This is a genomic window from Bernardetia sp. ABR2-2B (assembly GCF_037126435.1).
GTDB lineage: Bacteria > Bacteroidota > Bacteroidia > Cytophagales > Bernardetiaceae > Bernardetia.
Window position 1 is genome coordinate 4950169 of sequence record NZ_CP147020.1, and the last position, 24334, is coordinate 4974502.

22 protein-coding genes are annotated in these 24334 nt (G+C 30.7%); 11 read left to right on the top strand and 11 right to left on the bottom strand.

Features of this window, described 5'->3' with window-relative positions:
• Positions 1 to 138: 138 nt before the first annotated feature.
• Both WAF17_RS20740 and WAF17_RS20745 read right to left on the bottom strand, forming a co-directional pair.
• Positions 139 to 1044, bottom strand: coding sequence for an SIMPL domain-containing protein (locus WAF17_RS20740; protein WP_338763955.1), 906 nt, complete (start codon positions 1042 to 1044; stop codon positions 139 to 141).
• Positions 1045 to 1079: 35 nt separating this feature from the next.
• Positions 1080 to 2390 carry a hypothetical protein gene (locus WAF17_RS20745; protein ID WP_338763959.1) on the bottom strand — a complete coding sequence of 437 codons (1311 nt, stop codon included), beginning with the start codon at positions 2388 to 2390 and terminating at the stop codon, positions 1080 to 1082.
• A 582-nt stretch (positions 2391 to 2972) separates the two neighbouring features.
• Here WAF17_RS20745 and WAF17_RS20750 point away from each other — a divergent pair.
• Complete coding sequence (locus tag WAF17_RS20750) at positions 2973 to 4358, top strand: OmpA family protein (RefSeq protein ID WP_338763961.1); 1386 nt, start codon at positions 2973 to 2975, stop codon at positions 4356 to 4358.
• A gap of 409 nt (positions 4359 to 4767) precedes the next feature.
• Positions 4768 to 6126 (top strand): sodium:proton antiporter NhaD, encoded by a 1359-nt coding sequence (gene nhaD, locus WAF17_RS20755; RefSeq protein ID WP_338763963.1) that lies wholly within the window; start codon positions 4768 to 4770, stop codon positions 6124 to 6126.
• Positions 6127 to 6316: 190 nt separating this feature from the next.
• Here the strand turns inward: nhaD and WAF17_RS20760 are convergent, their stop codons facing one another.
• Entirely contained in the window at positions 6317 to 7966 is a 1650-nt protein-coding gene (locus tag WAF17_RS20760) for a hypothetical protein (protein ID WP_338763965.1), read from the bottom strand.
• A 299-nt stretch (positions 7967 to 8265) separates the two neighbouring features.
• Between WAF17_RS20760 and WAF17_RS20765 the strand changes: the two genes are divergently transcribed.
• The gene (locus WAF17_RS20765) at positions 8266 to 8679 is read left to right on the top strand and encodes a septal ring lytic transglycosylase RlpA family protein (protein WP_338763968.1); all 414 of its coding nucleotides are present in this window, start codon (positions 8266 to 8268) and stop codon (positions 8677 to 8679) included.
• A gap of 126 nt (positions 8680 to 8805) precedes the next feature.
• Here the strand turns inward: WAF17_RS20765 and WAF17_RS20770 are convergent, their stop codons facing one another.
• Both WAF17_RS20770 and WAF17_RS20775 read right to left on the bottom strand, forming a co-directional pair.
• Positions 8806 to 9612: a DUF1206 domain-containing protein gene (locus WAF17_RS20770; protein ID WP_338763970.1), complete on the bottom strand. Its 807-nt coding sequence runs from the start codon at positions 9610 to 9612 to the stop codon at positions 8806 to 8808.
• 125 nt (positions 9613 to 9737) lie between these two features.
• The gene (locus WAF17_RS20775; RefSeq protein ID WP_338763973.1) at positions 9738 to 10577 is read right to left on the bottom strand and encodes a LysR family transcriptional regulator; all 840 of its coding nucleotides are present in this window, start codon (positions 10575 to 10577) and stop codon (positions 9738 to 9740) included.
• A 148-nt stretch (positions 10578 to 10725) separates the two neighbouring features.
• On the opposite strand from WAF17_RS20775, the gene WAF17_RS20780 reads away from it, so the two are divergent.
• The 3 genes from WAF17_RS20780 (at position 10726) to WAF17_RS20790 (ending at position 13354) form a co-directional block, all read left to right on the top strand.
• On the top strand, positions 10726 to 11394 hold the full coding sequence (locus WAF17_RS20780; protein WP_338763976.1) for a peroxiredoxin-like family protein: 669 nt from the start codon (positions 10726 to 10728) through the stop codon (positions 11392 to 11394).
• Between the two features lie 54 nt (positions 11395 to 11448).
• Complete coding sequence (locus WAF17_RS20785) at positions 11449 to 12057, top strand: NAD(P)H-dependent oxidoreductase (RefSeq protein ID WP_338763978.1); 609 nt, start codon at positions 11449 to 11451, stop codon at positions 12055 to 12057.
• Between the two features lie 154 nt (positions 12058 to 12211).
• On the top strand, positions 12212 to 13354 hold the full coding sequence (locus WAF17_RS20790) for a DNA polymerase III subunit gamma/tau (protein ID WP_338763980.1): 1143 nt from the start codon (positions 12212 to 12214) through the stop codon (positions 13352 to 13354).
• A gap of 7 nt (positions 13355 to 13361) precedes the next feature.
• On the opposite strand, the gene WAF17_RS20795 is transcribed toward WAF17_RS20790, so the two are convergent.
• A complete protein-coding gene (locus WAF17_RS20795; RefSeq protein ID WP_338763982.1) occupies positions 13362 to 13517 on the bottom strand; it encodes a hypothetical protein in 156 nt (51 codons plus the stop codon).
• Between the two features lie 106 nt (positions 13518 to 13623).
• Here WAF17_RS20795 and WAF17_RS20800 point away from each other — a divergent pair, with 106 nt between their 5' ends.
• Positions 13624 to 13938 (top strand): hypothetical protein, encoded by a 315-nt coding sequence (locus WAF17_RS20800; protein WP_338763984.1) that lies wholly within the window; start codon positions 13624 to 13626, stop codon positions 13936 to 13938.
• Entirely contained in the window at positions 13939 to 14769 is an 831-nt protein-coding gene (locus WAF17_RS20805) for a hypothetical protein (protein WP_338763986.1), read from the top strand.
• A gap of 34 nt (positions 14770 to 14803) precedes the next feature.
• Here the strand turns inward: WAF17_RS20805 and WAF17_RS20810 are convergent, their stop codons facing one another.
• The 3 genes from WAF17_RS20810 to WAF17_RS20820 all read right to left on the bottom strand — a co-directional run bounded on the left by WAF17_RS20810 (position 14804) and on the right by WAF17_RS20820 (position 16466).
• Positions 14804 to 15589 carry a hypothetical protein gene (locus tag WAF17_RS20810; RefSeq protein WP_338763988.1) on the bottom strand — a complete coding sequence of 262 codons (786 nt, stop codon included), beginning with the start codon at positions 15587 to 15589 and terminating at the stop codon, positions 14804 to 14806.
• 73 nt (positions 15590 to 15662) lie between these two features.
• Positions 15663 to 16049, bottom strand: a complete 387-nt coding sequence (locus WAF17_RS20815) for a DUF423 domain-containing protein (RefSeq protein WP_338763991.1) — start codon at positions 16047 to 16049, stop codon at positions 15663 to 15665.
• A gap of 33 nt (positions 16050 to 16082) precedes the next feature.
• A complete protein-coding gene (locus WAF17_RS20820) occupies positions 16083 to 16466 on the bottom strand; it encodes a DUF423 domain-containing protein (protein ID WP_338763994.1) in 384 nt (127 codons plus the stop codon).
• A 209-nt stretch (positions 16467 to 16675) separates the two neighbouring features.
• Between WAF17_RS20820 and dinD the strand changes: the two genes are divergently transcribed.
• The 3 genes from dinD to WAF17_RS20835 all read left to right on the top strand — a co-directional run bounded on the left by dinD (position 16676) and on the right by WAF17_RS20835 (position 22923).
• Entirely contained in the window at positions 16676 to 17533 is an 858-nt protein-coding gene (gene dinD, locus WAF17_RS20825; RefSeq protein WP_338763997.1) for a DNA damage-inducible protein D, read from the top strand.
• Positions 17534 to 17768: 235 nt separating this feature from the next.
• Positions 17769 to 21980, top strand: coding sequence for a two-component regulator propeller domain-containing protein (locus WAF17_RS20830; protein WP_338763999.1), 4212 nt, complete (start codon positions 17769 to 17771; stop codon positions 21978 to 21980).
• Positions 21981 to 22026: 46 nt separating this feature from the next.
• On the top strand, positions 22027 to 22923 hold the full coding sequence (locus tag WAF17_RS20835) for a hypothetical protein (protein WP_338764001.1): 897 nt from the start codon (positions 22027 to 22029) through the stop codon (positions 22921 to 22923).
• A gap of 175 nt (positions 22924 to 23098) precedes the next feature.
• On the opposite strand, the gene WAF17_RS20840 is transcribed toward WAF17_RS20835, so the two are convergent.
• Both WAF17_RS20840 and WAF17_RS20845 read right to left on the bottom strand, forming a co-directional pair.
• A complete protein-coding gene (locus WAF17_RS20840) occupies positions 23099 to 23410 on the bottom strand; it encodes a transcriptional regulator (protein ID WP_338764004.1) in 312 nt (103 codons plus the stop codon).
• Between the two features lie 146 nt (positions 23411 to 23556).
• On the bottom strand, positions 23557 to 24324 hold the full coding sequence (locus WAF17_RS20845; RefSeq protein WP_338764006.1) for a methyltransferase: 768 nt from the start codon (positions 24322 to 24324) through the stop codon (positions 23557 to 23559).
• Positions 24325 to 24334 lie beyond the last annotated feature (10 nt).

Sequence of the window (24334 nt, forward strand, 5' to 3'; positions counted from 1 at the left end):
TGAGTAGTATTTTTCAATTTATAATTAATCATTGATTTCTGTACGGCAAATTAAGAAAAAATTAATCTAAACGTATAATGATACAGAAAATAAAAAAATGAATTTTATTGGATTTATATTTTTAAGAGACGAGTAACATTACCTTTTCAGTTCGTAAGTAACCTGAATCTCAAGTACATATTGGATTCCAACAATAGGGGATATTTCATCTATTATTTTATCAATACCAAGCTCTGTTTCCATTCCATCATAATAAAAAGTGGTCTCTTTTCTAACTTCTTTTTTAATATAGCTACTATTATAACGACTTTCAATAGTAGAAGTCTCGGAGGCTTCATTATACTGTTTGTATAAGTTTTTTGGATAATATATTCTGAATTGTTCAGATGTCAATCTATAATCATAAGATAGTGTTACCGAACTATTTTCTTCAAATATCTTTTTCTTTTTTTCTGTAATTTTTAGAGCCTCTTCCAATAGCTGATTATTTATTGTTTCCAAATCTTGACTTATGTAGTCCACTTTAATAATGTCATAAATTTCTTCTTGAGCGCAATAGTTTATAATCTTATCAATATTTTCTAGCTCTTTTACCTTAATTATTATATTTTTTCGAATACTAAATCCATCAAAATATTCCTGTACTTCTTTACCAGTAATAGTATGGTCATATAACTTTGTTTCTGCAATAAAATCTACATAAATATCGTCCTTACTAATATTCAAATTTTTTAGTTTTTTGATGACATTGTCAATTCTATTGTTCAATTTTTGATTACTTTCAAAAACAGTTTTTCCTATTTGATTAGCTCCAACTGTAATTAAATAATGTTTAGCTTTTTGATTGAGCAAAACTTTAGACGTAATAACAAGTGTATTGTCTTCCGAACGAATACTTTCTGTTTCAACAGGATTTCTATTATACCTTACATTACTATTTCTAGTTTGATAGAGTTGATTACCACCAACTTGTGCCGTTGCATCAAGAATAAATGCGAGAAATAGAATAAAAAAAGTAAGTGTGAATGTAATATATTTTTGCATTGATATTATTTTTAGTTGATTATAATTCAAGCAAATTAATCTAAACGCATAACAATACCAAAAATAAAAAATGGTAGAAAACCAACTTTATACCGAACAAGTGCGCCCAAATTAGGAGCAGATAAGGCTAAAAGAGTAGCCATTCCGATACAAAATAGAACTCCTAAAAGCCATAGAATAGCTAAAGAATCATTTTTTGTAGTGCTAGGTTCGGAACTATTTTTTTGAAAAAAGAATAAAGAAGAAATTTTGTGAAATAACTTTTTGACAGAAATAGTCTGTATAAAGAAAAATAAGATAATCCAGTTTTCAATAACAGAAGCCAAACGATAATAATTGAAGGTAGAACTACCAAATGTAGAAAAATTGATTTCTAAAGGAAAAAAAAGTCCTGCCAAAAGAGCTTTGGGGCTTTGCTCAAAAAGTTGAAAATAACTAGGGTAGCTTTGATATTCTCCATCTTCATAATTATGATAAATAGGTTCGAAATCATAATCATAAACAAAATTTATTTGACTATCAAAGCCAGACGTTGCCAAAATATTTTGTTGATTTATAAAAATGGCTTCTGAAAGACGTGAAAACCATAAATTAGGATGCAGGTTAGAAGCCAGTCCAACAATAAAAACAAAACTTCCTAAAAAAACGAAAAGTTGAAAACGAATAGACTTATTGAAATAATTTCCAGTAAAAAAGCTTATTCCAAAAGCAAAAAGCAAAGGAACAAGCAAAGCAAAGTAATAGTATTTGAGTAAAAATAAACAAAGACACAGAACTAAAAATAGGATTTTTTTTATAACAATTCCTATTCCCATAAAATCTTGCTCTCGTCGTTGCTTCCACCAATTGCATATATCTAGAAAGAAAGCAATCAAAAAGCCCATAATTAGCCAAAGAAAACTCTCTTTCATCAAAGAACTTGACCAAAAAGCAATTGAAGGAGTGAAGAAAAAGCCAATGGAAAGAGCTAGTTTTAACTTGTTTATTCTAGTAAAACCATTATTTACAAACCAATCAGCCAAACGATTAGCACACGCCCAAAGTCCCAAAAAAGCTATTAGTGAGCTGTAAAGACTTGTTAAACACATATTTTTTGCAGCCAAAACGTTTATAAAACTCAAATAACGAACAAAGAAAAATGCTCGTTCGCCTTCTGTTGCAAAAGTAAAATACCAAGAAGGATTTAATTTTCCAGTAAACAAAAAAATGAGATAATTGATAGTGTCGCTCCAAAAGTAATTACTCAAATAAACTATATCTTTTTTGTAAGAAATAAGGTCAGGAAGAATATTGAAACTCAAATGAAGATAATATAATAAAAACCCACAAAAAAGTTTGAAAAGCAAAGTTGGAAAGTATATTTTTGAGAGTATTTCATTTTTACTAAAAAAGTAATGAATGGAAATAATTCCTAAAAAAAGTAGAACAGACAGAATTATCATTTTTTCATTTTTGATAAAGCAAGAAGCTTGGGAGATAGACTAATAATTTGATTGTAGCAAAATTTATTCTTGACAAAACTAATCCTGTTTTTTTGTAAAGACACTTTTTTTAAACATTTTTGTAGAATTGAATAGTATAAGTAACTGTACAAAATTAAATATAAGTAATGACTAATTAGCGAGTGATTTTTATGATTACTATGATAATTACAGGATAATACAAAATCATATAATTAAAATAATAAATTATATTTAAAATTGCATTTATCTTCATTTTATCTTAAAAATCATATAAATCATTTACCAATACGTTACGGTATTTTTAGTTATATTTAATTCTACTCATTTACTTATCACTAAATAACATAATTCGTAAAAAAACTAAAAGAGAACGTTTTTTGCTTACTCTATAAAATAGTAATTAGCAGAAGCGATTACTAGCAACAAACAATATCCTACCTTAATATGCAATTATTTTTATCCAAAATGAATAGAAAATTACAACGGAATTTCTCATTACATAAAAAGCAAACGAAAAAATATAAAACTGAATTTTATACAAACAATAAAAAAATACTAATTCTTTCTTGTGTCTGTCTGTTGCTTGTACTTTCATCTTTTTTTCCAAAAACTAATCAGATAGGTCAGATGCTTGGAGATTCTTTTTCAACTTTATACGAAAATTGGGAAGGCGTACCTTATCAGAACGATTTTAAGAAAAATGAAGCAAATTATTTTTCTCCTCATTATTTGCCCAAAAGTATTTTTTCCTCTAGCTACAATCAACCACTAGATGACCAACTTATTGATGGACGTTTTACGATAGGATATGGCGAAAAAAGTATTTTATTTGGTTATCCTTATTCATTTTCTACTTCTCATTTCGTCTTGAAATCAAGTGGTAAATATGCTTCTAATAATCCCGAATTATCACAGACAAGAGCTTTAAAAGGAGTTTTGATTTCGGAAATGGAAGAAAACTCTGATGTTCTTTTTACTTCCAAAGTGATTTATACATATGATAATCTATTAATTACTCAAACTTTAGTTCCTGTTGATACAGACTTGGAAGACATAGAAAATATTTCTAAAGGGAACTATTATAAAATAGAATATGAAATAGAAAATCAATCTGATGCGCCTAGAGATATAGAATTTACACTTTTATTAGACCCTATGATTAATGCTGATGATATCTGTAAGCTTTCTGCTGATGGCTCACATATCGGAATGGATAGAAAATTTGAAGGAGCAAAAATGCCTTTTCATTTTGCTTTTTATAACGGAAATTTACAGGCAAAATTAATAACAAAGCACAAAAATGTAATTAGCCCAGATGTGGCTTATGTAGGTCAGTGGGCATATTTAACCAATGTCTTGCAGCTTGAACAGCAAAAAGTAGGAAAATATACAGATGATAGTGCAATTCTTTTGAGATGGAACACAAAGAAGATTAAGAAGGGAGAAATACATAATTACAGAGTTTTTTATGGCGTTCCGAAAGGTAAAGAAGGAATAAATTTGCAGCATCATCAACCAGATAGAAAATCTCAAATTACGTTGTATTTTGATGCCAATCAAAGCCAATTAAGTTCAGAGGAAGAGGCTAAATTGAGAAACTTTATTGGTGCTAGACGTTGGAAGGCAGCTTTAGTAGAGGGTTATACAGATGCAAAAGGTACTGAACAATTAAATTTAGAGCTTTCTAAAGACCGAATTAGCCATGTCAGTTACGCTTTACAGATGTTTGGAATCAAGTATGAAAAAATTCTGCGTAAATCTCATGGAGAATTTTTTGCTCGTAATGACGAAACAGCAAGAGGAAATGGAGATAAAAAAGACCGAAAAGTAGTAGTAACAGTCTGGAGATAAAAATCAATTACAACCCTCTTTTATTGAGTTTTTTGTTGTCAGCTTCGAAAACTATTTTATCTGAAACTACAATACCCACTAATCAAATCAATAGAACTTATCTATTATTCTTTTTTATTTTTTTCTTGTTTCCTAACTTTAGAAACTTAACTTTGCATTAGGTTTGTTTAAGCCTGTTTATTCACAGGTGTTTTTTAACCAAATTATTGACATATTATTACTATTTGAATATTATTTTAGATTAATCTTATTTTATAAATTTTAGGCTAAAAAAATCAAAATCAAAAAATAAATCATTCAGATGTCAATTTTTAAATAAAAAATACAAAGTAGAGTGAGATAGAAAAGTAATCTATCTTATTCTTCCAATCATATCCTTTTTGGCTATTTTCTAACTATTTTTAAATCTATGTCTTACGAGATTGTTGTTATTATAATTTTTGTTTTGGGTTACATGGCTATTGCCCTAGAACATAATATTAAAGTTGATAAAGCTGCACCTGCACTTCTAATTGCTGTTCTTTGTTGGACAGTGTATATCGTTTCAGAGGGAATACTGCCTCACGATGAAGATATGATTCATAAAATTGTCCATGGGCATGAACAAGGACTTCTGACGCATCTTGCGGAAACCTCTCAAATTCTTTTCTTTTTACTTTGTGCCATGACTATTGTTGAGGTAATTGATGCCCATCAAGGTTTTGAGGTAATCACGAAGCGAATAACAACTCAAGATAAAAGAAAACTTATTTGGATTATTTGTTGGGTAACTTTCTTCTTATCAGCAGCATTAGATAATCTTGCCACAACCATTGTAATGGTTTCGATGCTTCGTAAATTAGTAACAGATAAAAATGACCGTTTGATTTATGTCAGTATGGTAGTTATTGCTGCCAATGCTGGTGGTGCTTGGTCGCCTATTGGAGATGTTACTACTACAATGCTTTGGATTGGTGGACAGGTAACGACCATAAATATTATCACCAAATTGATGCTTCCTAGTATTGTTTGTCTGCTTGCTCCTCTTACAGTAATTACTTTTATGTTAAAAGGAGATTTGAAACCAAATAAAAAAGGAACTTTAGACACAGGAGGACATGGTGGACATGCTCCTATTAAAGTAAGAGAAGGAGACAGGAATTTAGTATTCGGAATTGGTCTTGCAGGTCTTTTATTTGTTCCTGTTTTTAAAACAATAACTCATTTACCTCCTTTTATGGGAATGTCATTTAGTTTAGGAATTATATGGCTAACAACTGAAATACTTCATAACCGTAAAAAAGCAGAAGACGGAGCGCATGGAAAACTTTCAGTAGTAGCTATTTTAGAACGTGTTGATGTTCCTAGTGTACTCTTTTTCTTTGGTATCTTACTTGCCGTAGGTTGTTTACAGTCTATGGGAACACTAAACAAATTAGCTGTATTTTTAGATGCTACTTTTACAGGAGATGGAGCTGTATATATTATTGGTCTCCTTTTGGGGCTTATGTCTGCTATTGTAGATAATGTGCCATTAGTAGCTGCTTCGATGGGTATGTATGACCTAAGTGTTTACCCTCCTGATCACGTATTTTGGGAGTTTATTGCTTACTGTGCAGGAACGGGTGGAAGTACACTTATCATCGGTTCTGCTGCTGGTGTAGCTGCAATGGGAATGGAGCATATCAATTTTATGTGGTATCTCAAAAAAATTGCTTGGCTTTCACTCATTGGATATATTGCTGGTGCTGTTGTGTTTATGGCTATGCAGTTATTTCTTGTTCATTAATTTGAATAAATATTAGCAGAGAAAAATATTAAAAAAAAATAACGCTATGAAGAAATTCATAGCGTTATTTTTTTGCTGATTACTTTACTGTTTTTAGAGAATACAGGTTTTACTTATTGTTGCCTTTACTCTAGCCTTTGTTGGTGTTTTAGCGTAGCGACACCAACAAACATGCTAAAAGATATATATACTATTCTTCCTCTTCTTCTCTCTTATCAACCTCAACAGCAGAAAATGGATAGCGCAAACGAGTAAAATAAAACACTTTTCTACGAGCAGGAGTATAAAGTTGATTTCTTACAACTTGATAACCAGAAACTAAATAGTTATCGTCATACCAATGCATCAAAATTTCATCAGAACGACTTATTACATTATCCAAACTATCTCTTCTAGGAACTTCATATTCAGAGATTAATTCTTGCTCCTTACTTTTTACAGTTTGTTTGTAAAACAACTCTTCTTCATCTAACCTAAAGAGTGCTACCGTATCATTTTTTACACTATAAGAGAAAAAAGGAAATATTTTTTGTGATTCAAAATCATCAAAGTCAAATTGATTGTCCCAAAGAAGCTTTCCCTCTTTATCAAAACTACAAACGATACCTTGTTCATAGTTATAGGTTACAATTACATTTGAATTTGGATTTCCTCTATTTTGCCACATATTTCTGTTTCCCATTCTGTTATAATTACGAGAGGTGCCAGAACGAAAATAAGGATTTCCTACCATACCAATAGGCATATTATTTCCGTTTTGATAAACTGGGTTATAACCTTCTAATGACAAATAAACTTGGTCTTCTGCTATTCTCAATGGACTAACAAAATAATCATTTGAATAACGGACAGGCGAATCTTTTCTTCGTCCTTTTTTTACCTTGGCAATCATTTTTTTCTTTCTTTTCTCAGACAAATTATTGAAAAAGTTATTTAGATAAGAAAAATCATAAAATCTAAAACCACTTTCTTTTTTGTCTTTTATTTTTAAGCTATAAATTCCTTGTGAACGTTTCCATTTGGGAGCAGAATACGTTCCGAAAACAAGAACTTCATCTGTTCCTGTAATCAAAGGACGGAAAGTCTGTAAGTTATAGTCTTTATTGTCTGGAATAGTTACGTTATAGCGCAACTTGGCATCAAGCCCATAAAAATAAAAAGAGGAATATTTATATGAACTATATTTTCCTGCTACAATGGCTAAAATGACGTTATTTTCAATATCAATAGTTAGATTTGCTAAATAAGTGCTTTTCTGAACTAAAGAAGGCAGAATTTGCTGCTTTCCTGTTTCAATATCTAGATGCAAAACAACTGGATTATTTTCAGCTTCTCCTCCTAAGAGAATTATATTTCCTGCTGCACAAATTTCTGTATAAGTTGCTTTGAGTATTTTCTCATAATTAACTATTTTCATAGCTCCAGTAGTCAAATTTATTTTTAATATCTCATATTCATAGCGTTGTTTGTCAATTAAATAATAAATAAAATTATCTGCCACGATATAATGAACCACTTCATCTTCCCCTTTTATGACATGTCTTTGTTCCCAAATATTCTGAAAAGTAGTATCGTATTTAGCGATTAAAAGCTCTTTTTTAGTTTTTACATAATGAGATAAAGAAACTAACAAACCGTCTTCTTCTAAAGGAATAGCTGTATAATCCGAAAAGTTAGAGCCTTCATCTGCCTTTGTAGTGATTTCGGTGTGGTCAATCACTTCTATTTGTGCTGAAGTAGAAAAACTGATTCCTATAAATAGCAAAAATAAAAGTAGGCGTATATTCAAAAAAACAGTATTTTTTTGAGTTGTTATTCTTTGTGTCTTATTATTTATCATACTGAAATTTATTGTTTTTGGTAGTTATAAAGTAATTTTAATAAAAATAAAACCAAATATTTATCCATTCAAAGTAATTAGAATACTAATCTTTCTAAAATTTGTTTGTGAAATTATCTATGATTTTATAATCGAATATAGGTTAGTTTTTTTGAAAAACTCAAATAAAAATAATATCTATCATTCATAGGTTTTTGTTTTGGTAAGGCTTTTGCAAAATTAGCTATTAAATGACCTAAAATAAATACTATTTTTTGTCCCTTGAAACATAACTTATTCACTAACAATACTATTCAAATATGATTTCTAAATCAAATTATTTAAAAGTAAATATCTTGTTATTTTCTTTATTTCTAGTTTTTTCACTTTCATCTTGTGATGAGTTATTTGCTCCAGTAGAAGAAGATATAAATGGAGGAGCATATACAGAAGAAGGAATTGCGTCGTATTATGCTGATAAATATGAAGGAAGACCAACAGCAAGTGGAGAAATATTTAGACAAGATTTGCTAACGGCAGCTCATAAAACATTACCTTTTGGTACAATGGTAACTATCACAAATCTCAAAAACGGAAAAAAAATAAGGGTAAAAATAAATGATAGAGGTCCTTTTGTGGCAGGAAGAATTATAGATGTAACAAGTAGAGGAGCAAGAGAATTAGATTTTATTCGTGATGGAATTGTCAATGTAAAAATAGAATATGATTTGTAAAAATAAATCGTTCTGTGTGGTGTACTACATAAAAAGGCTCAAATTATTATGAATGATTTGAGCCTTTTTAATTTTAGCGTAGTACAAAATAAATTAAATTTATTTTTTGGAAAACTTCGTGGGAAATTACTGAATATAAAACTCTTTTGCTTTTATGACCATAAAGAGACCATAAAAAGCTAATCCTAAGGCTACTAAACCTACAAGCCAAGCACTTGCAGAAGAAAACATAAATTCAAATGCTCCCTCTGTTCCTCCTGCCTTACTTGCATTTGATTCAATAGCAGCACGTACAGTAATATAACCAGCAACAAGTAATACAATTCCTCTTGCAACATAGCCTAATTGACCAACCTTTCTTGCTGCTTCTTTTAGTTTAAACCCTAAATCAGTTACTTTATCCATGTGTTCGCTAGAAACACCTTTCCAAATCTCATAAATACCTTTTCCGACAATAGCAAGAGCCATAATACCAACAATAATTTGTCCTCCAGACATTTCAAGTATTTTTGCGATGACAGTAGTACGTCCTCCTCCAGAAGAAGAACCTGCCCCTTTAATAGCCATTTTCATTGCATAAGTAGCAAATGTCCCATATAAAAAGCCACTAATAAAGTAACCTACACGTTGAAGCTTGTTGTTTATGCCATCTTTATTTTTTTCTGGGTCAATAAATGCTTGTGTAAATCTCCAAGCTGTATATCCGAAAAGACCTAATGAAACAAGACCTAATAAGATACGTCCGAAAGATTGTTCCAAAATAAATTGAAAAATACCTGTCTTGCCACTAACTTCGCCCCCAAGACCAAAGGCTGTCATGGTAGCCAAAATACCAATGAGCAAATAAACGATACCCTTCATAAAATAGCCTAATTTAGCAAATTTTTCTAAAGAGTCTTTCTTGTCTGTTGATAATGAATTAATTGAAATCATAAAAAAATAAAGGTTAAAAAATGTAATTGTATATGAAGTAAAAAAATGAGCATTGGATATATTTATATCTTAATACTGTTATTATAACTTATATTTAATTATTTTGTTTTGTAAAAAAATAAAAATCAAACACTCAAAAGTTTTTCCAATGCACTTGGTACAGTATCTTTTTTCCAAACAAATACAATTTTTCTTCTAAAATCGCCATCACTAATTGGAATAAATTTTATTCCTTCAATTTCCTGTTTGGGTTGTGGTAATAGCGAAACTCCCAAACCAGAGGCAACTAATGACTTAGCTACATCATCGCCATTTGCACTAAAAATAACATCGGGCTCAATATTTTTTACCTTCAAAACTTCTTGAATTTCATCATACAAATTACAATTATATCGTTTTATAAAAGGAAGCTGATGCAAAACGGATAATTCAAGTTTGTTTTTTTGAGCCAAAATATGATTTTGAGGAACTCCAAAGACTAATTTATCTTCTGTAATTATCCTATAATCAAGGTTTTTTTGTGAGGGAATAGATTTTATAAAAATAGCATCAATTTCTTGTTTTTGTAATTTTTCATACAATATTTCTGTATTTCCTTCTATCAAATTGACTTGATAACTGTTATATAACTCATTAAAACTTTTCATCATAGGCACAATTTCATCAAAATCTAATACATCAAGCACACCCAAGTTCAAAATTTTGGATTTTTCCTCCACAAATTCGCTTTCCATTGCATTCCACATACTCAATATTGTTTTTGCTTTTGGTAAAAGTGCTTCGCCTTCTTTTGTCAAATGAACATTTCTTTTATCTCTAAAAAAAAGTGTGCAATTTAGGTTTTCCTCTAACTTTTTGATTCCAGAAGAAAAAGCAGATTGCACGACATGATTTTTTTCGGCAGCCTGTGTAAAATTGTTTGTTTCGGCTAGAGTGATGAAGTATTTGAGAAATTGGATATTCATAAAATGAGGAGTGTAAAATTTTAAATCTAAAAAATAGATTAGTTTAATCTAAAAAATCTGTTTTGCAAATATAATTGATTTGCCGTACTTTGTAACATCAAAACAGAAAAATATTTTTCAACCCAGCTATTTTCAATTATTTATCAAAATGACATTTCAAGATTATATGATGAACTTTCAAGAAAAACTAATCCAACTCAAACAAAATATAGAAGGAAAAATGCCTTCAGAATATGTGCAAACGATGCACAAAGCAACAGCAGATTTGAAAGCCTCTAAAATTGAAGAAAAAATAATCAAGGTAGGACAAACGCTCCCAAATTTTGAATTACCTAATCAAGACGAAAAACTAATTCCTGCTCAAAATTTATATCAAAAAGGATTTTTAGTAATTACATTTTATCGTGGCGTTTGGTGTCCGTATTGTAATGCCGATTTGGCTAATCTTAATAAATACGTTCCTCAAATAGAAGAGTTAGGAGGTAAAATGATAGCTATTTCGCCTGAAAAACCTGAATTTTTACAAAAAATAATCAAAACTCAAAATCTCAATTTTGATATTCTACACGACCAAAGCAATCAAGTAGCTGATAAGTTAGGACTTCGTTTTGAAATGCCTTCTTCGCTGATAGAATTGTATAGAGATAAATTTAAAATCAATTTAGAAGAGCATCATGGGGATACAGACTGGACATTGCCGATGCCTGCCCGTTTTTTGGTAGATAAAAATGGAATTGTTCGCTATGCTGAAAGTAATCCTGATTATACAAAACGCCCTAATCCTGACGAATTATTAGACGTTTTGAAAACAGTCTAATTTTTATAAAAGGTACAAAAAACTTAAATCTCAACCTCAAATTTAATCCAAAAAATGAAAAATATATTTATTATCAACGCACACGAATATTATCCTTTTGCAGAAGGCAAGTTAAACAATTCTTTTACTGAAAAAGCAAAAAACTACTTTGAAGAAAAAGGATATAATATCAGAGTTACGACAATGAAAGACGATTATGATGTCGAGCAAGAAATTGAGAATCATCTTTGGGCTGATGTTGTTTTCTTGCAAAGTCCTGTAAATTGGATGGGACACCCTTGGAGCTTCAAAAAATATGCTGATATGGTCTATACAACAGGAATGATGGGCAGATTGTGTCAGAATGATGGGCGAAGTGCCGACGAACCAAAGAAAAATTATGGGACAGGTGGAATGCTAGGAGGTAAAAAGTATATGCTTTCACTTACTTTCAATGCGCCAAAAGAAGCTTTTAATGATAAAAATGAATATCTTTTTGGTGGAAAAAGTGTAGATGATTTGTTTTTTCCAACGCACATGAATTTTAGGTTTTTTGAAATGACTCCATTAGAAACATTTGCTAGTTATGATGTCATGAAAAATCCTGAAATTGAAAATGATTTTGTTCGTTTTGAGAAACATTTGGAAAAACATTTTCCTGCTTTAGTGATGGAGACAAAATAATTTCATTTGTTTCTAATTCTTGAATTGTAAAACTGCTTGACTAAACTTGATTTGGTTAAGCAGTTTTTATTCAATCTATTTTTTTTGTTAAATTCTAATCAAATTATCAAAAAAATAACTACCAAAAATTCATATTTCTTCGTAACTTCGTCGAATGGAAAATTATGTAGTTTCGGCACGAAAATATCGCCCAGATACGTTTGATGCTGTCGTCGGACAATCGCACATTACGGATACTCTCAAAAATGCAATTCGCTCTAGCCAACTTGCACAGGCTTTTCTGTTTTGTGGCCCTAGAGGTGTAGGTAAAACTACCTGTTCTCGTATTTTGGCAAAGACAATAAACTGCTTGAATATTACAGAAGATACTGAGCCGTGTGATGAGTGTACTTCGTGTAAATCTTTTAATAGTGGTAACTCGCTTAATATTAGTGAGTTAGATGCAGCTTCGAATAATTCTGTTGAAGATATTAGAAACCTAATTGAGCAGGTTCGTTATCCTCCACAGGCAGGGAAAAAGAAAGTTTATATTATTGATGAGGTTCACATGCTTTCAAATCAAGCCTTTAATGCTTTTTTGAAGACGTTGGAAGAGCCTCCTTCGTATGCTATTTTTATTTTGGCGACGACCGAAAAACACAAAATCATTCCTACTATTCTTTCTCGTTGTCAGATTTTTGATTTCAATAGAATACAGCCTAATGATGTAGCTCGTCATTTAGAAAAAATTGCTATCAATGAAAAGGTAGAAGCTGAAGAAGAAGCACTACAACTTATCGGAAGAAAAGCTGATGGTGCGCTTCGTGATGCACTTTCTATTTTTGATATGTTGGTTACTTTTTCGCCTGACAGAAAGCTAACTTATACCCGTGCTATTGATAATCTTCACGTTCTAGATTATGATTATTATTTCAGATTGACTGACGCTTTTTTGAACAGAAATCATACAGATGCGTTATTGATTTTTGATGAAATACTAAAAAAAGGCTTTGACGGGCATAATTTTGTAGTTGGTCTTTGTGAACATTTACGTGATTTATTAGTAGCTAAAGATGCTGCAACAGTTACTTTATTAGAACTTTCAGAATCGATAAAAGAAAAGTATAAATCACAGGCTGCTAATTCGTCTTTTTCTTTTTTGATGTCAGCTCTCAACTTGGCTTCTGCTTGTGAGTTGGGTTATAAAAATAGCAAAAACCAGCGTCTTCATGTAGAAATGACACTTTTGAAACTTTCTCATGTGATGGCTGCGCTTTCTATTCCTCAACTGGTAGAAGATTTAAAAAAAAAAGATTAACTAAATCTCAAAATTCATCACAAGAAGAAAGCTCTAGTTCTTCTAAAAAAATAGCTGTAAACCCTGCATTAGCAAAAAATACAGAGGATACTCCTTGGAAAAAAACGCCAAAGGTAACTACCAACATAAAGCCTAAGAAAAAGAAAGAAGCTACTGAAATCAAAATAGAAGAAAAACAAGAAAGCGAAAAGGTAATAAGTGCATCAGCCGACCGAACTTCTAGTTTTGATACTGCAAAAGCTCAAAAAGTTTGGAAAGAGTTTTTCAAAATGAGTCCTTCTAGCTTTGCGCCTACACTCATAAATATAAAAATAAAAGTAGAAGAATCGCCAATTATCAAAGTAGAACTGCTCAATAATATTGCGCTGCGTTCCGAATTTTCTGCCATCAGAATCGCTCTAAATCCATATTTGGCCAATAACTTGGATAATGATTTTATTAAAATTGAAATCATAGACCAAAAGTTAGAGAAGCAAATAGCTGTGAAGTCTTTATCTGAACAAGAAAAATTAGATGTTTTGGTAAAAGAATTTCCTTTGATAAATGAGGCAATGAGAAGATTTGGTTTAAAATTAGAAAACTAAATGACAAATAAAAATCTATTTTCCTATAAGCCAGAAAATTCAAATCAAAAAATTTGGCAAGTTTACCCTGACCCAAAAAGTGAATTTATAGTTTTGGAGATTAGAGAGAAGCAAAAACAAAAATATATATCTCAACTTCTAGTTTTAGATACAGAAAAAGAAAAAGTTTTTGCCATTGCAGAAATGGAAGCTACTCAAACGCTCGTTAATTTTTTTGATAAGACAATTTTACTTTCAGAAATTGATTTTCAAAATGAAATGCCAATTGCAAAAGGTTTACAGGCTTTGAATATGGATTTTGAAACGATTTGGGAGCTTGAAGAAGTGAGTTATTATGGTATTTGGGAAGAGAAACATCAAACTCAAAATATTGAAAAGGTTATTTTTTCTTTGCAAGAAAATTATTATTCTGTACCTCTAAAACTAGATGCCAATTCAAGTAAAGAAGAAGTAGAAGCCAGTCAAGAAAACTATAATAATCTACAATCTAAAATTAAACAATACTTCTACTCTACTCAAGAATATTCAACAAATCACATAAATTACAAAGATATTGCAAGTTTTATCTTAGAAAAGGCAAAGCATAAAGTAAAAGAATCTATTTTTTACGTAGAAAATGATAACTATTTGGTTTGTAGTTTTTTAGTGGAATATAAGGAAAATAAGTTTAAAAATTATTTGCTCTGTACAGATAGAAAAGGAATTATACAAACTTATTTTCTTATAAAAGATATAGAAAAAGAAGGCAAAAAAAATCCACAAGAATTGATTTTAATGAAAAACAAAATCTTGTGGATAGATGAAAATGAATTTCATTTTTTAAGCATTTAAAAGTCATACTTTCTTTGCTTCTGACTTCTAAAATCTAACTTCTGACTTTGTTTTGTATCAGTTGCTCTAAAGTCTTTATCATATAATAACGCTTTTCAGACGACAAATGACTTCCAAATTTAATCTGTTTTTGTCCTTCCAAAACAATAGACTGTGTGACGGTATTTCCTCCTTTTCTAGAACTAGAAACACTTTTATGTTCACTTATACTATTTATATCTTTCCAGTCAAAACGTTTGTGTAGTCCTATTTTACCGACTCCTGTAAAAATATGTCCTCCATTACTATCTAATGTAACTTCTGTTTTTCCTATTACACTCATGATAGCGATTCCCCAAAAAAAGACAGCACCTAAAAGAAAAGGAATACCAAACAGAGACGTTATAGGATTGAACTCGCCAGACATGATTTGAGATCCGTAAATACCACCCAAAGAACCTCCTGACCAGACGACCATAAAAGGAACAAGAAAAAATGCAGACCATGAGCGAGTATAAGCTCCAATCTGAACACCATTAGGCAGATGATTTATGTAAGCTCCTTTTGGTGGATTATTTATATCAAAATTACTATTACCTTTTCCTTCAAATTTCTTTTGAATAGATGTATTATGCAAACTTGCTTCCTCATACATCGACTGACGAGCTATATCATAATCATAATTTTTTGAGCTAGACTGTGAGGAAGAAAAGTCATTTTTTTGAGGTGCTACATGAGCTGAAATACTAAAAATATTTCCACAACTCTGACACCCTGCAATATCTTTTTGAATATTTATGGCATCTCTAGGGATTTTTATTTGACAGCTTGGACAGTTCATGAGTGATAAGTAAATTTGGTTGTAAGATTTGATTCTATCATAATTTACGTAAAAATTATAGAAGTAGTTTTGATTACTTTTTATTATAAAAATAAAGTGCTAAAAACAACCAACCTAAAATTAATAAAAATCCTCCAATAAAAGCAAAAATACCTATCTTGGAGCTTGAGGTAGAAGATAAATAAAGTGAGCCAGACAGAAGAAGTGTTCCAAAAAGGTGTAAGTTCCCTGCCCAAATCAAACTTGTATTCGATTTTTTAGAATCGTTTGCATCAGTTTCAACTGAATCTGTTTTTATCAAAAATCCTATTAAAATAATAGAAAGCGAATGGGCAAAATGATAAATGAGAGCTGTCTGAAAAATTTCTAATCTGATATCAGAAAAATGTGTAATAAAACCTCCGACTCCGACTGCTAAAGCTCCCAAAATTGCGCCCCAAAATATAAAATTATTTTTCATTTTAAATAAATTTTCTGTTACTGATTATTTGTTTTAAAAAAAAAAAACTGCCAAAAATACCCAACCTACAATCAATAAAACCCCACCAATAGGCGTAATTGCGCCCAACCATTTTATATTTGTGAGGCAAAGCAAGTAAAGCGTTCCTGAAAAAATAAGTATTCCAAAAAGATGTAAATTTCCTGCCCAAGTCAAGAGTTTAGATGATTTTTCTGAATTTTTTAAGCCTAATTGCATCAAAATTCCTATCAAAATAATAGAAAAAGAATGATAAAAATGGTATTTAGAAGCTGTTTGAAAGGTTTCTACCTGACCAATAGCAATGAGCCAATCTTTCAAAGCATGTGCGCCAAAAGCTCCAATTCCTACTGCCAAAGCTCCCAAAATTGCGCCCCAAAATATAAAGTTGTTTTTCATCGTTTAAAAATTAATGTTTCAGTTTAATAGGCAAATATCGACAAAATAAACGCCGATAATCACTCTTATTCTTCAAAAAATGTTATGATTTTAGCTCAAATTTTTGTATATTAGTTATTCTAATTAGCAAACTTAACTTAGGAGTTATTTGTTAGATTATACCCAAAATCACTAAAACATAAGTTTCTCTTTACCCTTATTTTTCAATTATGGATAATCAAAATATAGCTTTGCTCAAATCGACTTTTGAGAATGCAGCTCTTAAAGATGGAAATGGCAATGAGGTTTGGTCTGCCAGAACATTACAAACTCTCTTGAAATACTCAAAGTGGGAAAATTTTGAAAGAGCTATTGCAAAAGCACAAACTGCTTGTATAAATAGTGAACAAGATGTAGATTTTCATTTTTTGAGAAAGGACAAAAAGGTGAAAACAGGAGTTAGTTCTCGTATGAAAATGGATTACCTACTTTCTCGTTATGCTTGTTATTTGATTGCTCAAAATGGAGATTCACGTAAGCAAGAAGTAGCCTTTGCTCAAACCTATTTTGCACTTCAAACTAGAAAAGCAGAATTACTTGAGGAAGAAATTCAAAGCAGAGAACGTTTGCGTCAACGCAGAATTTTGGCAAAAAATGAATTTGAGCTTTTTCAGATTGCTGATGAAAGAGGAGTGAGTAAGGCAGGTTTTCAGCGCATCCGAAATGAAGGAGATAAAACGCTTTTTGGAGGAACTTCTCCAAAAGAAATTAAAGAACAAAATGAAATTCCACAAGACAGAAATGTATCTGATTTTATGCCAGCCGTAACAATTGGTTCGAAAAACCTAGCTACTCTTTTTACAAAATTCAAAGTCAGTACAGACCCAAAAATAAGAGGAGAAGAATCAATAAAAGATACACATACCAATTCGAACCAGACCATTAGGGAAGCTTTTGAGAAAGAAACAGGAATAAAACCAGAAGATTTGCCAATGGAAGAAGACCTCAAAAAAGTAAGAGACAAGCTAAAAAACGAAGAAACGACTCTTTTTGGCTTTAAAATCACACTTGGTAAGAAGAAAAAGTAGTTGAGTCTATAAAATAAAATTATTAGTTTAGTCTAAACTATTCTTTATTTTATCTAATTTTTATGGAATAAGAATAGTTTTTTTATGTGAATTTTTATATATTTAAGAAAGTTAATTGTTCTAAAACCACTTTTTAGATAGTTAATTTAATTAACTTTTTCTTAATTTTGTACTTCTCTATTTTTATAAAGTAATTTGACTTTAATTCTATTTTACTCTTTCTTATCAAAAATATATGCGTTTTCCCCTTTTATTAGTAGTTCATTTACTGATAATTTTTTTTCTTGGTTTTTTCAAAAATATAGCTTTAGGGCAACAAAATTCTGTTTCTCCTGTTTCCCCCTCTGTGCTTTTTACGCAGTATTCTACTGATAACGGACTTGCAAACAATAGCGTGAAGTGTATTTTGCAAGATACAAAAGGCTTTATGTGGTTTGGAACTAGAGATGGCTTGAGCCGTTTTGATGCTTATTCATTTCAAAATTATAGAAGTACACCTACTCTGCAAAATGGAATTTCGGAAGGACTATCTGATACTTATGTTCTTGCCTTGGCTCAAAGTAAAAATAAAAATAATGAAACTGAAAAAATTTGGATAGGTACAAATAATGGAGGTTTAAACTATTTTGATTATCAAAGCAAAACTTTTTTTCACTATCCTGTCGCTATTAATAAACAAACAGAAAGAAGAGAAAATACAATTTCAGATGTTACAATTCAGAGCTTGGCAGTAGAGCAAAAGAATGAGAAAGAATTTCTTTGGGTAGGAACAAAACGTGGAGGTTTGCAAGTTCTTGATACAGAAAAAAATACTTTTACTACTTTTTTGAATAATGAAGAAGATTCGACTTCTTTAAAAGAGAATAACGTAACGGCGATTCAAGTTGATAAACAGGGTAAAGTTTGGGTTACGACCACAATTATACAATTATACAATCCAAAGAATAAAAACTTTAAAAACTTTTATTTTCCCAATGCTGACGGAACAGCAAGTATTTCGAAACTTTTTTTAGATAAAGATGGAAAACTTTGGATTCTGACTTGGGACGAAGGAGTTTATATTTTTGATACAGAAAAAGAAGAGTTTATCAAAAAAATACCTTCCCCACCTGTTACTGCAGCAGCACAAGATATACAGGGCGATATTTGGTTTTCTACTTTTGGAGCAGGTATTTTTAAGTATGATAAAGATGGAAATTTTAAAACAAGGTATGGGGTAGAGAATTATCAATTTGGACTCAAAGAAGCTCTAGCTTGGGATATTTATGCTGATAATATGGGTGGTATTTGGATAGGACTGTATTCAGAGGGAATAGAATATTTTTCTCCTCAAAATCAGCAATTCAGACTTTGGACAGGAGAAATAAAAGGATTAAAAAGCACAAATACGTGGGCTTTTGAGTATGAAGATGAAAATATAATTTGGTTGGCGACAGATAAAGGATTAGAAAAAGTAAAATTTGAAAATAAATATCAAAAAATAACTACGTTAGATTACTTGAAAGGTAAAAAAAATCCTTCTCTCTTAAATGGATTAGTTACGACGCTTCTAAAGACAAAAGATAAATCACTTTGGGTAGGTACGTGGCAGGGTTTAGCCAAACTGGAAAAAAATACAAATAATCAAAGAACAGAAGTTACCACTTTTGAAGTTGATAGAAGTAACCCTAATGCACTAAAAGGCGACAAAATAACAGCATTAGGAGAAGATAACGTTGGAAACATTTGGGTAGGAATGTTGTACGGACTGGCAAAGTATGATATCCAAAAGAAAAAGTTTGAACATTATTTTCCCAAACCTTCTGATTCTACGTCGCTTAATGAAGGGTATATCACAGCTATTCTACAAGATAAAAAAAATAGACTTTGGATAGGAACGAGAAATGGTTTGCATATTTATAATGCTGAGAAAAATAATTTTCAACGAGTTTTGAATGATGTGAAAAATCCAAAATCACTTAGTCATAATCAAATCAATACTATTTTTGAGGATAAAAATGGAACTCTTTGGATAGGAACGAATGGAGGGTTAAACAAACTAATAGAAGATAAAAATGACACTAATAATTTAGATTTTGTTTTCGAAATTTTTACAGAAAAAAATGGACTTCCCTCAAACGTAATTCAAGCTATTGTAGAAGATACGAACAGCAACCTTTGGCTGACTACAAATAAAGGAGTGTCGCATTATAAAAAAGAACAAAACTCATTTAGTAATTATGATAAATTAGACGGACTTCAAGCCAATGACTTCAAACGAGGTGCGCTTATTTGTCTTCCAAACGGCGTTATTTTTATGGGAGGAAAAGAGGGATTTAATGCCTTTCATCCAGATTATTTAAAGAAAAATAGTTTTGCTCCTAAAATGGCTTTTACAAATTTTAAGCTTTTTGGAGAAGAGGTTTTTGTTAAAGATTCTGTCCATAAAGATTCTCCTTTAGAAAAACCTATTAATGAAGTAGGACAAATTATTTTGTCACATCAAGACAGAGTCATTGAGTTTGATTTTACTGCTTTGAGTTATTATTTACCTCAAAAAAGTCGTTTTGCTTATAAAATGAATGGTTTCGATAAAGATTGGAGTTATACAGATGCAAACCGAAAGTTTGCAACCTACACCAGTCTTCCAGCAGGAGAATATATTTTTAAGATAAAGGCAGCCAACGCAGACGGTATTTGGAGTGAAGAAAAAAGTGTTGCCATAAAAGTAACACCTCCTTTTTATCAAACATGGTGGTTTATGACTTTTGCGCCTTTATTTATTTTGCTTTTGGGGTATTTATTTTATAAAAATAGAGTGGCTCAAATTGAAAAACAAAATGAAAAGCTGGAGCAGACTGTACAAGAACGAACAGTAGAAATAAATGTGAAAAATGAGGAGTTAAAATCCACCAATGAAGATTTGAATGAAAAGAATCAAGAAGTCTTGGTTCAAAATGAAGAGCTAGAGCAGCAAAGAGAAGAAATTTTGGCACAGCGTGATGCCATTGAAAATCAAAATTTATCATTGAAAGACTTAAATGAAAATTTAGAACAATCTTATCAAAGCTTAAATACACTGACTAGTATAGGGCAGGAGATTACATCGGTTTTGGAGCTTAGAGAAGTAATAAGGCAGGTTTATGAACGTATTCAGACGATTATGCCAGTAGAAGGCTTTGGAATTGGACTGCTCAGAGAAGAAAAAAACGAACTTTTTTATACAGGATATATCGAAAAAGATGAAGTTTTGCCAGACCATAGTGAAAATATAGAGAAAGAAACATTAGGAAACTGGACACTTAAAAATGAAGAAATAGTTTTTATAAATGACTTTAAAAACGAGCATAAATACTATATTTCACAACTAGATGAAATCATAGAAGGAGAAGAGCCTCAATCTGTTTTGTATGTTCCTTTGTCTATATCTATTCAAGGTAAAAAGAAGAAAATTGGTGTTCTGACAGTTCAGAGTTTTCAAAAAAATGCCTATACAGAAAGACATGGTAGTATTTTAAATTCATTAGCAACGTATATTTCTATTGCTCTCAAGAATGCAGAAACTTATACAGAGTTGGATGAAGCAAATGAACAGACACGTATCACAAACTTAAAATTGACTGATAGTATTCGTTATGCTCAAACGATACAAGAATCTATTTTGTCGGTTCATAATAAAATGTATCGCAATTTTACAGAATGTGAAGTGCTTTATCGTCCTGCTAGTGGTGTTTCGGGAGATTTTTATTGGTTTTCTAAGATTACACTAACAGAAAAACAATTAGGGAAAAATAATTTCTTAGATATAAATTTGAATGGTAAAGTAACAGCTAGAATTTTGGTTGTGGCTGATTGTACAGGACATGGAGTTCCAGGGGCATTTATGTCCTTGATTGGAAACGGTCTTTTGAATGAGATTATACTACAAAGAAAAATCGTAGAACCAAAGTTGATTTTGAAAAAGTTACATGAAGGTATTCGTATGCTTTTGCGTCAAAACAAAAAAGAGAAAGTTGGCAGAATGGAGCAAGTAAATCAAGATGGAATGGATATTTCTATTTGTTTGATTGCCAAAAATGAAGAAGAACAAGAAACAAAGAATTTCAAAATTGTTTATGCAGGAGCAAAACGTCCAATGTATTATACTCGTAACGGAGAGTTAAATATAGCAAGAGGCACACGAAAATCGATTGGAGGAAGACAAAAGGAAGAAGAAAGAACTTTTGAGCAAGAGCTTTTTGAGATAGAAAAAAATGAAATTATTTATCTTTTTACAGATGGAATAGCTGACCAAAACAACGCAGCTATGGCACGTATTGGCAGCCAAAATTTATTTGCTTTTATTGATTCTGTTAAAAAAGAAAACTTAGCTATACAAAAACAAAAATTAGAACAGTTTTTAGAAAATCATCAAGGAAATCAGATACAAAGAGATGATATTACTTTTTTGATGGCAAAAATTTCTTGACCTTTGTGAAATTATTTTCCTTTAAAAACAACACTTGTAAAACTACATGTACAAGATAAAAGAAACTGAAAAAATATTAGAAATACGCAGCAAAACAGCAATGGGATTTGCATGGACAGTCTTGTTTTTAGCTATTCTAATAGTTAGTTCTTATTCAGGCTTTGAATATATTTCTATAAAATGTGAACGACCAATAGGAGAAGTAACAAATATTGCAACAAAAAAAGGAAAAAATAAAAACGTAAAAAAAATATTTTGTTATATAAACTATTTTAGTTTTAAAGAAGGTCTTAGGTTAGATTCTATTCTCTTGGCTGATGTACTTCGTATGGATAAAGGCTATTCTTCTTCTTTAAAAAATGAATCTAACTCTACTTTTCATTATAATCCAACAATTATTACTACTTTACAGAAGCAATATCCGTTGCGTAGAATTTCTGATGTAGCTTTTACGCCAGAAGTAATCAGTAAGAAATTTAATGAGTTTATTATAGAAAATAATACTCTTTTCGTTTCGGCTTGGGATTGGTATATGGGTTGGTGGGGAGTTGCAGCAGGAATTTCTTTCTTAGGGCTTTTATTTTTGAGTGTTAGTGGGCGTTATCAAGTAGCTCTTTTTGATAAAGAAAAGCATACTTTTACAATAAAAAACTATGGTCTTTTAGGTTTTGTAGGAGAAGAAGGAAATTGGAAAGACATCCGAAAAATCATTTTTCAAGATAAAAAAACGGTTCATAAAAAAGGAATTTTCTTTTTAGTAAGAAGAAAAACAAGTCCTTCTGCTAAGAAATTTAAAACTAAGAAAATTTATTTTACGCATCATACAGACAAAACGTCTAAAGAAGCAGCTCAAAAAATTGCTGATTTGATTCGTCCTATTGCACGACCAAACTCGCCCAAAAATTTGAAAGTAGAGAATAAAGAAATTACTGAACAAAAATAGTAACTGATTTTACACAGTCAAACGAAACCCATAACTTTAGTTATGGGAAAATAAAATGTGCTGTTTTCTATCCTTCTTTAGCTATTTTACCACAATTAAAATCGTGGGTTTCGTTTGCAGAAATTTTATTCTTGCGTAAATATCAGTAGTAATTTCTTTATCTATATTTTTGACTTTATGCTCTAGCCTTTTTAATAAGTTCTTCCATTTGCTGCAAGTGGTGTTCGAAGGCACGCCTTCCTGTTTGAGTGATTTTATAGGAAGTATTCGGACGTTTACCAATGAATTTTTTACGAACTTCCATATAGCCACAGTTTTCTAAAGCAGCGACATGACTAGCCAAGTTTCCATCAGTAAGGTCTAAAAGATGTTTCATGGTCTTAAATTCTATCCAATCTTCTATCATCATCGCTGCCATAAGTCCTAAGCGAATACGATTATTGAATTCTTTGTCCATGTCTGTAATAATACTGCGTAAATCTGCCATAATTATTGAAAATTTATTGAGAATTAATGTATAAATTTTATAAAGTCTATTTAATTTGAATATTGTTTGATAAACAAAGTAAAAGATTAGAATCCAAATTTGCAAGTATTTTGAGCAAAAAACTAAAATAAATTACACTTTTTTTATTAGAAAATAAGATAGAAGTCTTTTAAAAGATTGACAAATTCGTCTGTATAACCTCTATTCAAATGAATATCTTTCTCATTTTTTGATTTGTAGATAACGAAATTACTTATTGAATTTTCATTTTCTTTATCTTCTTCAAATTTATGTCTCTCAAATCTCGTTATTACTCTAAATATACTTTTCTCTTTTCTAGTATAAACATTCAACCTCTTTTTTACGAATAAATTTTTAAGCTTTGCCTTTTTAATAAAAATATCCATTTCATAGGCAGGAAGTAAAATATCACATTTTCCATCTTGAGAGAGAAGTTTTTCAATAGCATCTATGAGTTCATCAAAAGAAAGAGCTTCACTATGCAAAGCGAGGTTTTTAGAAACGTTTTTTGTTTTTGACTGATGAAGGAAAAAAGGAGGATTGCTTATAATATGGTCAAATGTAGAAGAGGTGTTTTTCGAAAACTCTTGAATAGAAGTATGATAGATTTTTAACCTAGAGGTATAATTGCTGTTCTCAAAATTATTTTGAGCTGCCCAAAAAGCATTTTTTTCTATTTCTATGGCAGTGATTATTGGCTTTTGTATGAAATTACTTGAAACATTATCTGTTCGTTGAGCAATCATGAGAGATAAAAGACCTGTTCCTGTTCCAATATCTAAAATAGTTTTGCTTTCAGAAATATCAATATAACCACCAAAAATACAAGCATCTGTACAGATTTTCATTGCACAATTATCTTGATTTATACCAAACTTTTTAAATTGAAACATCTTTTATAAA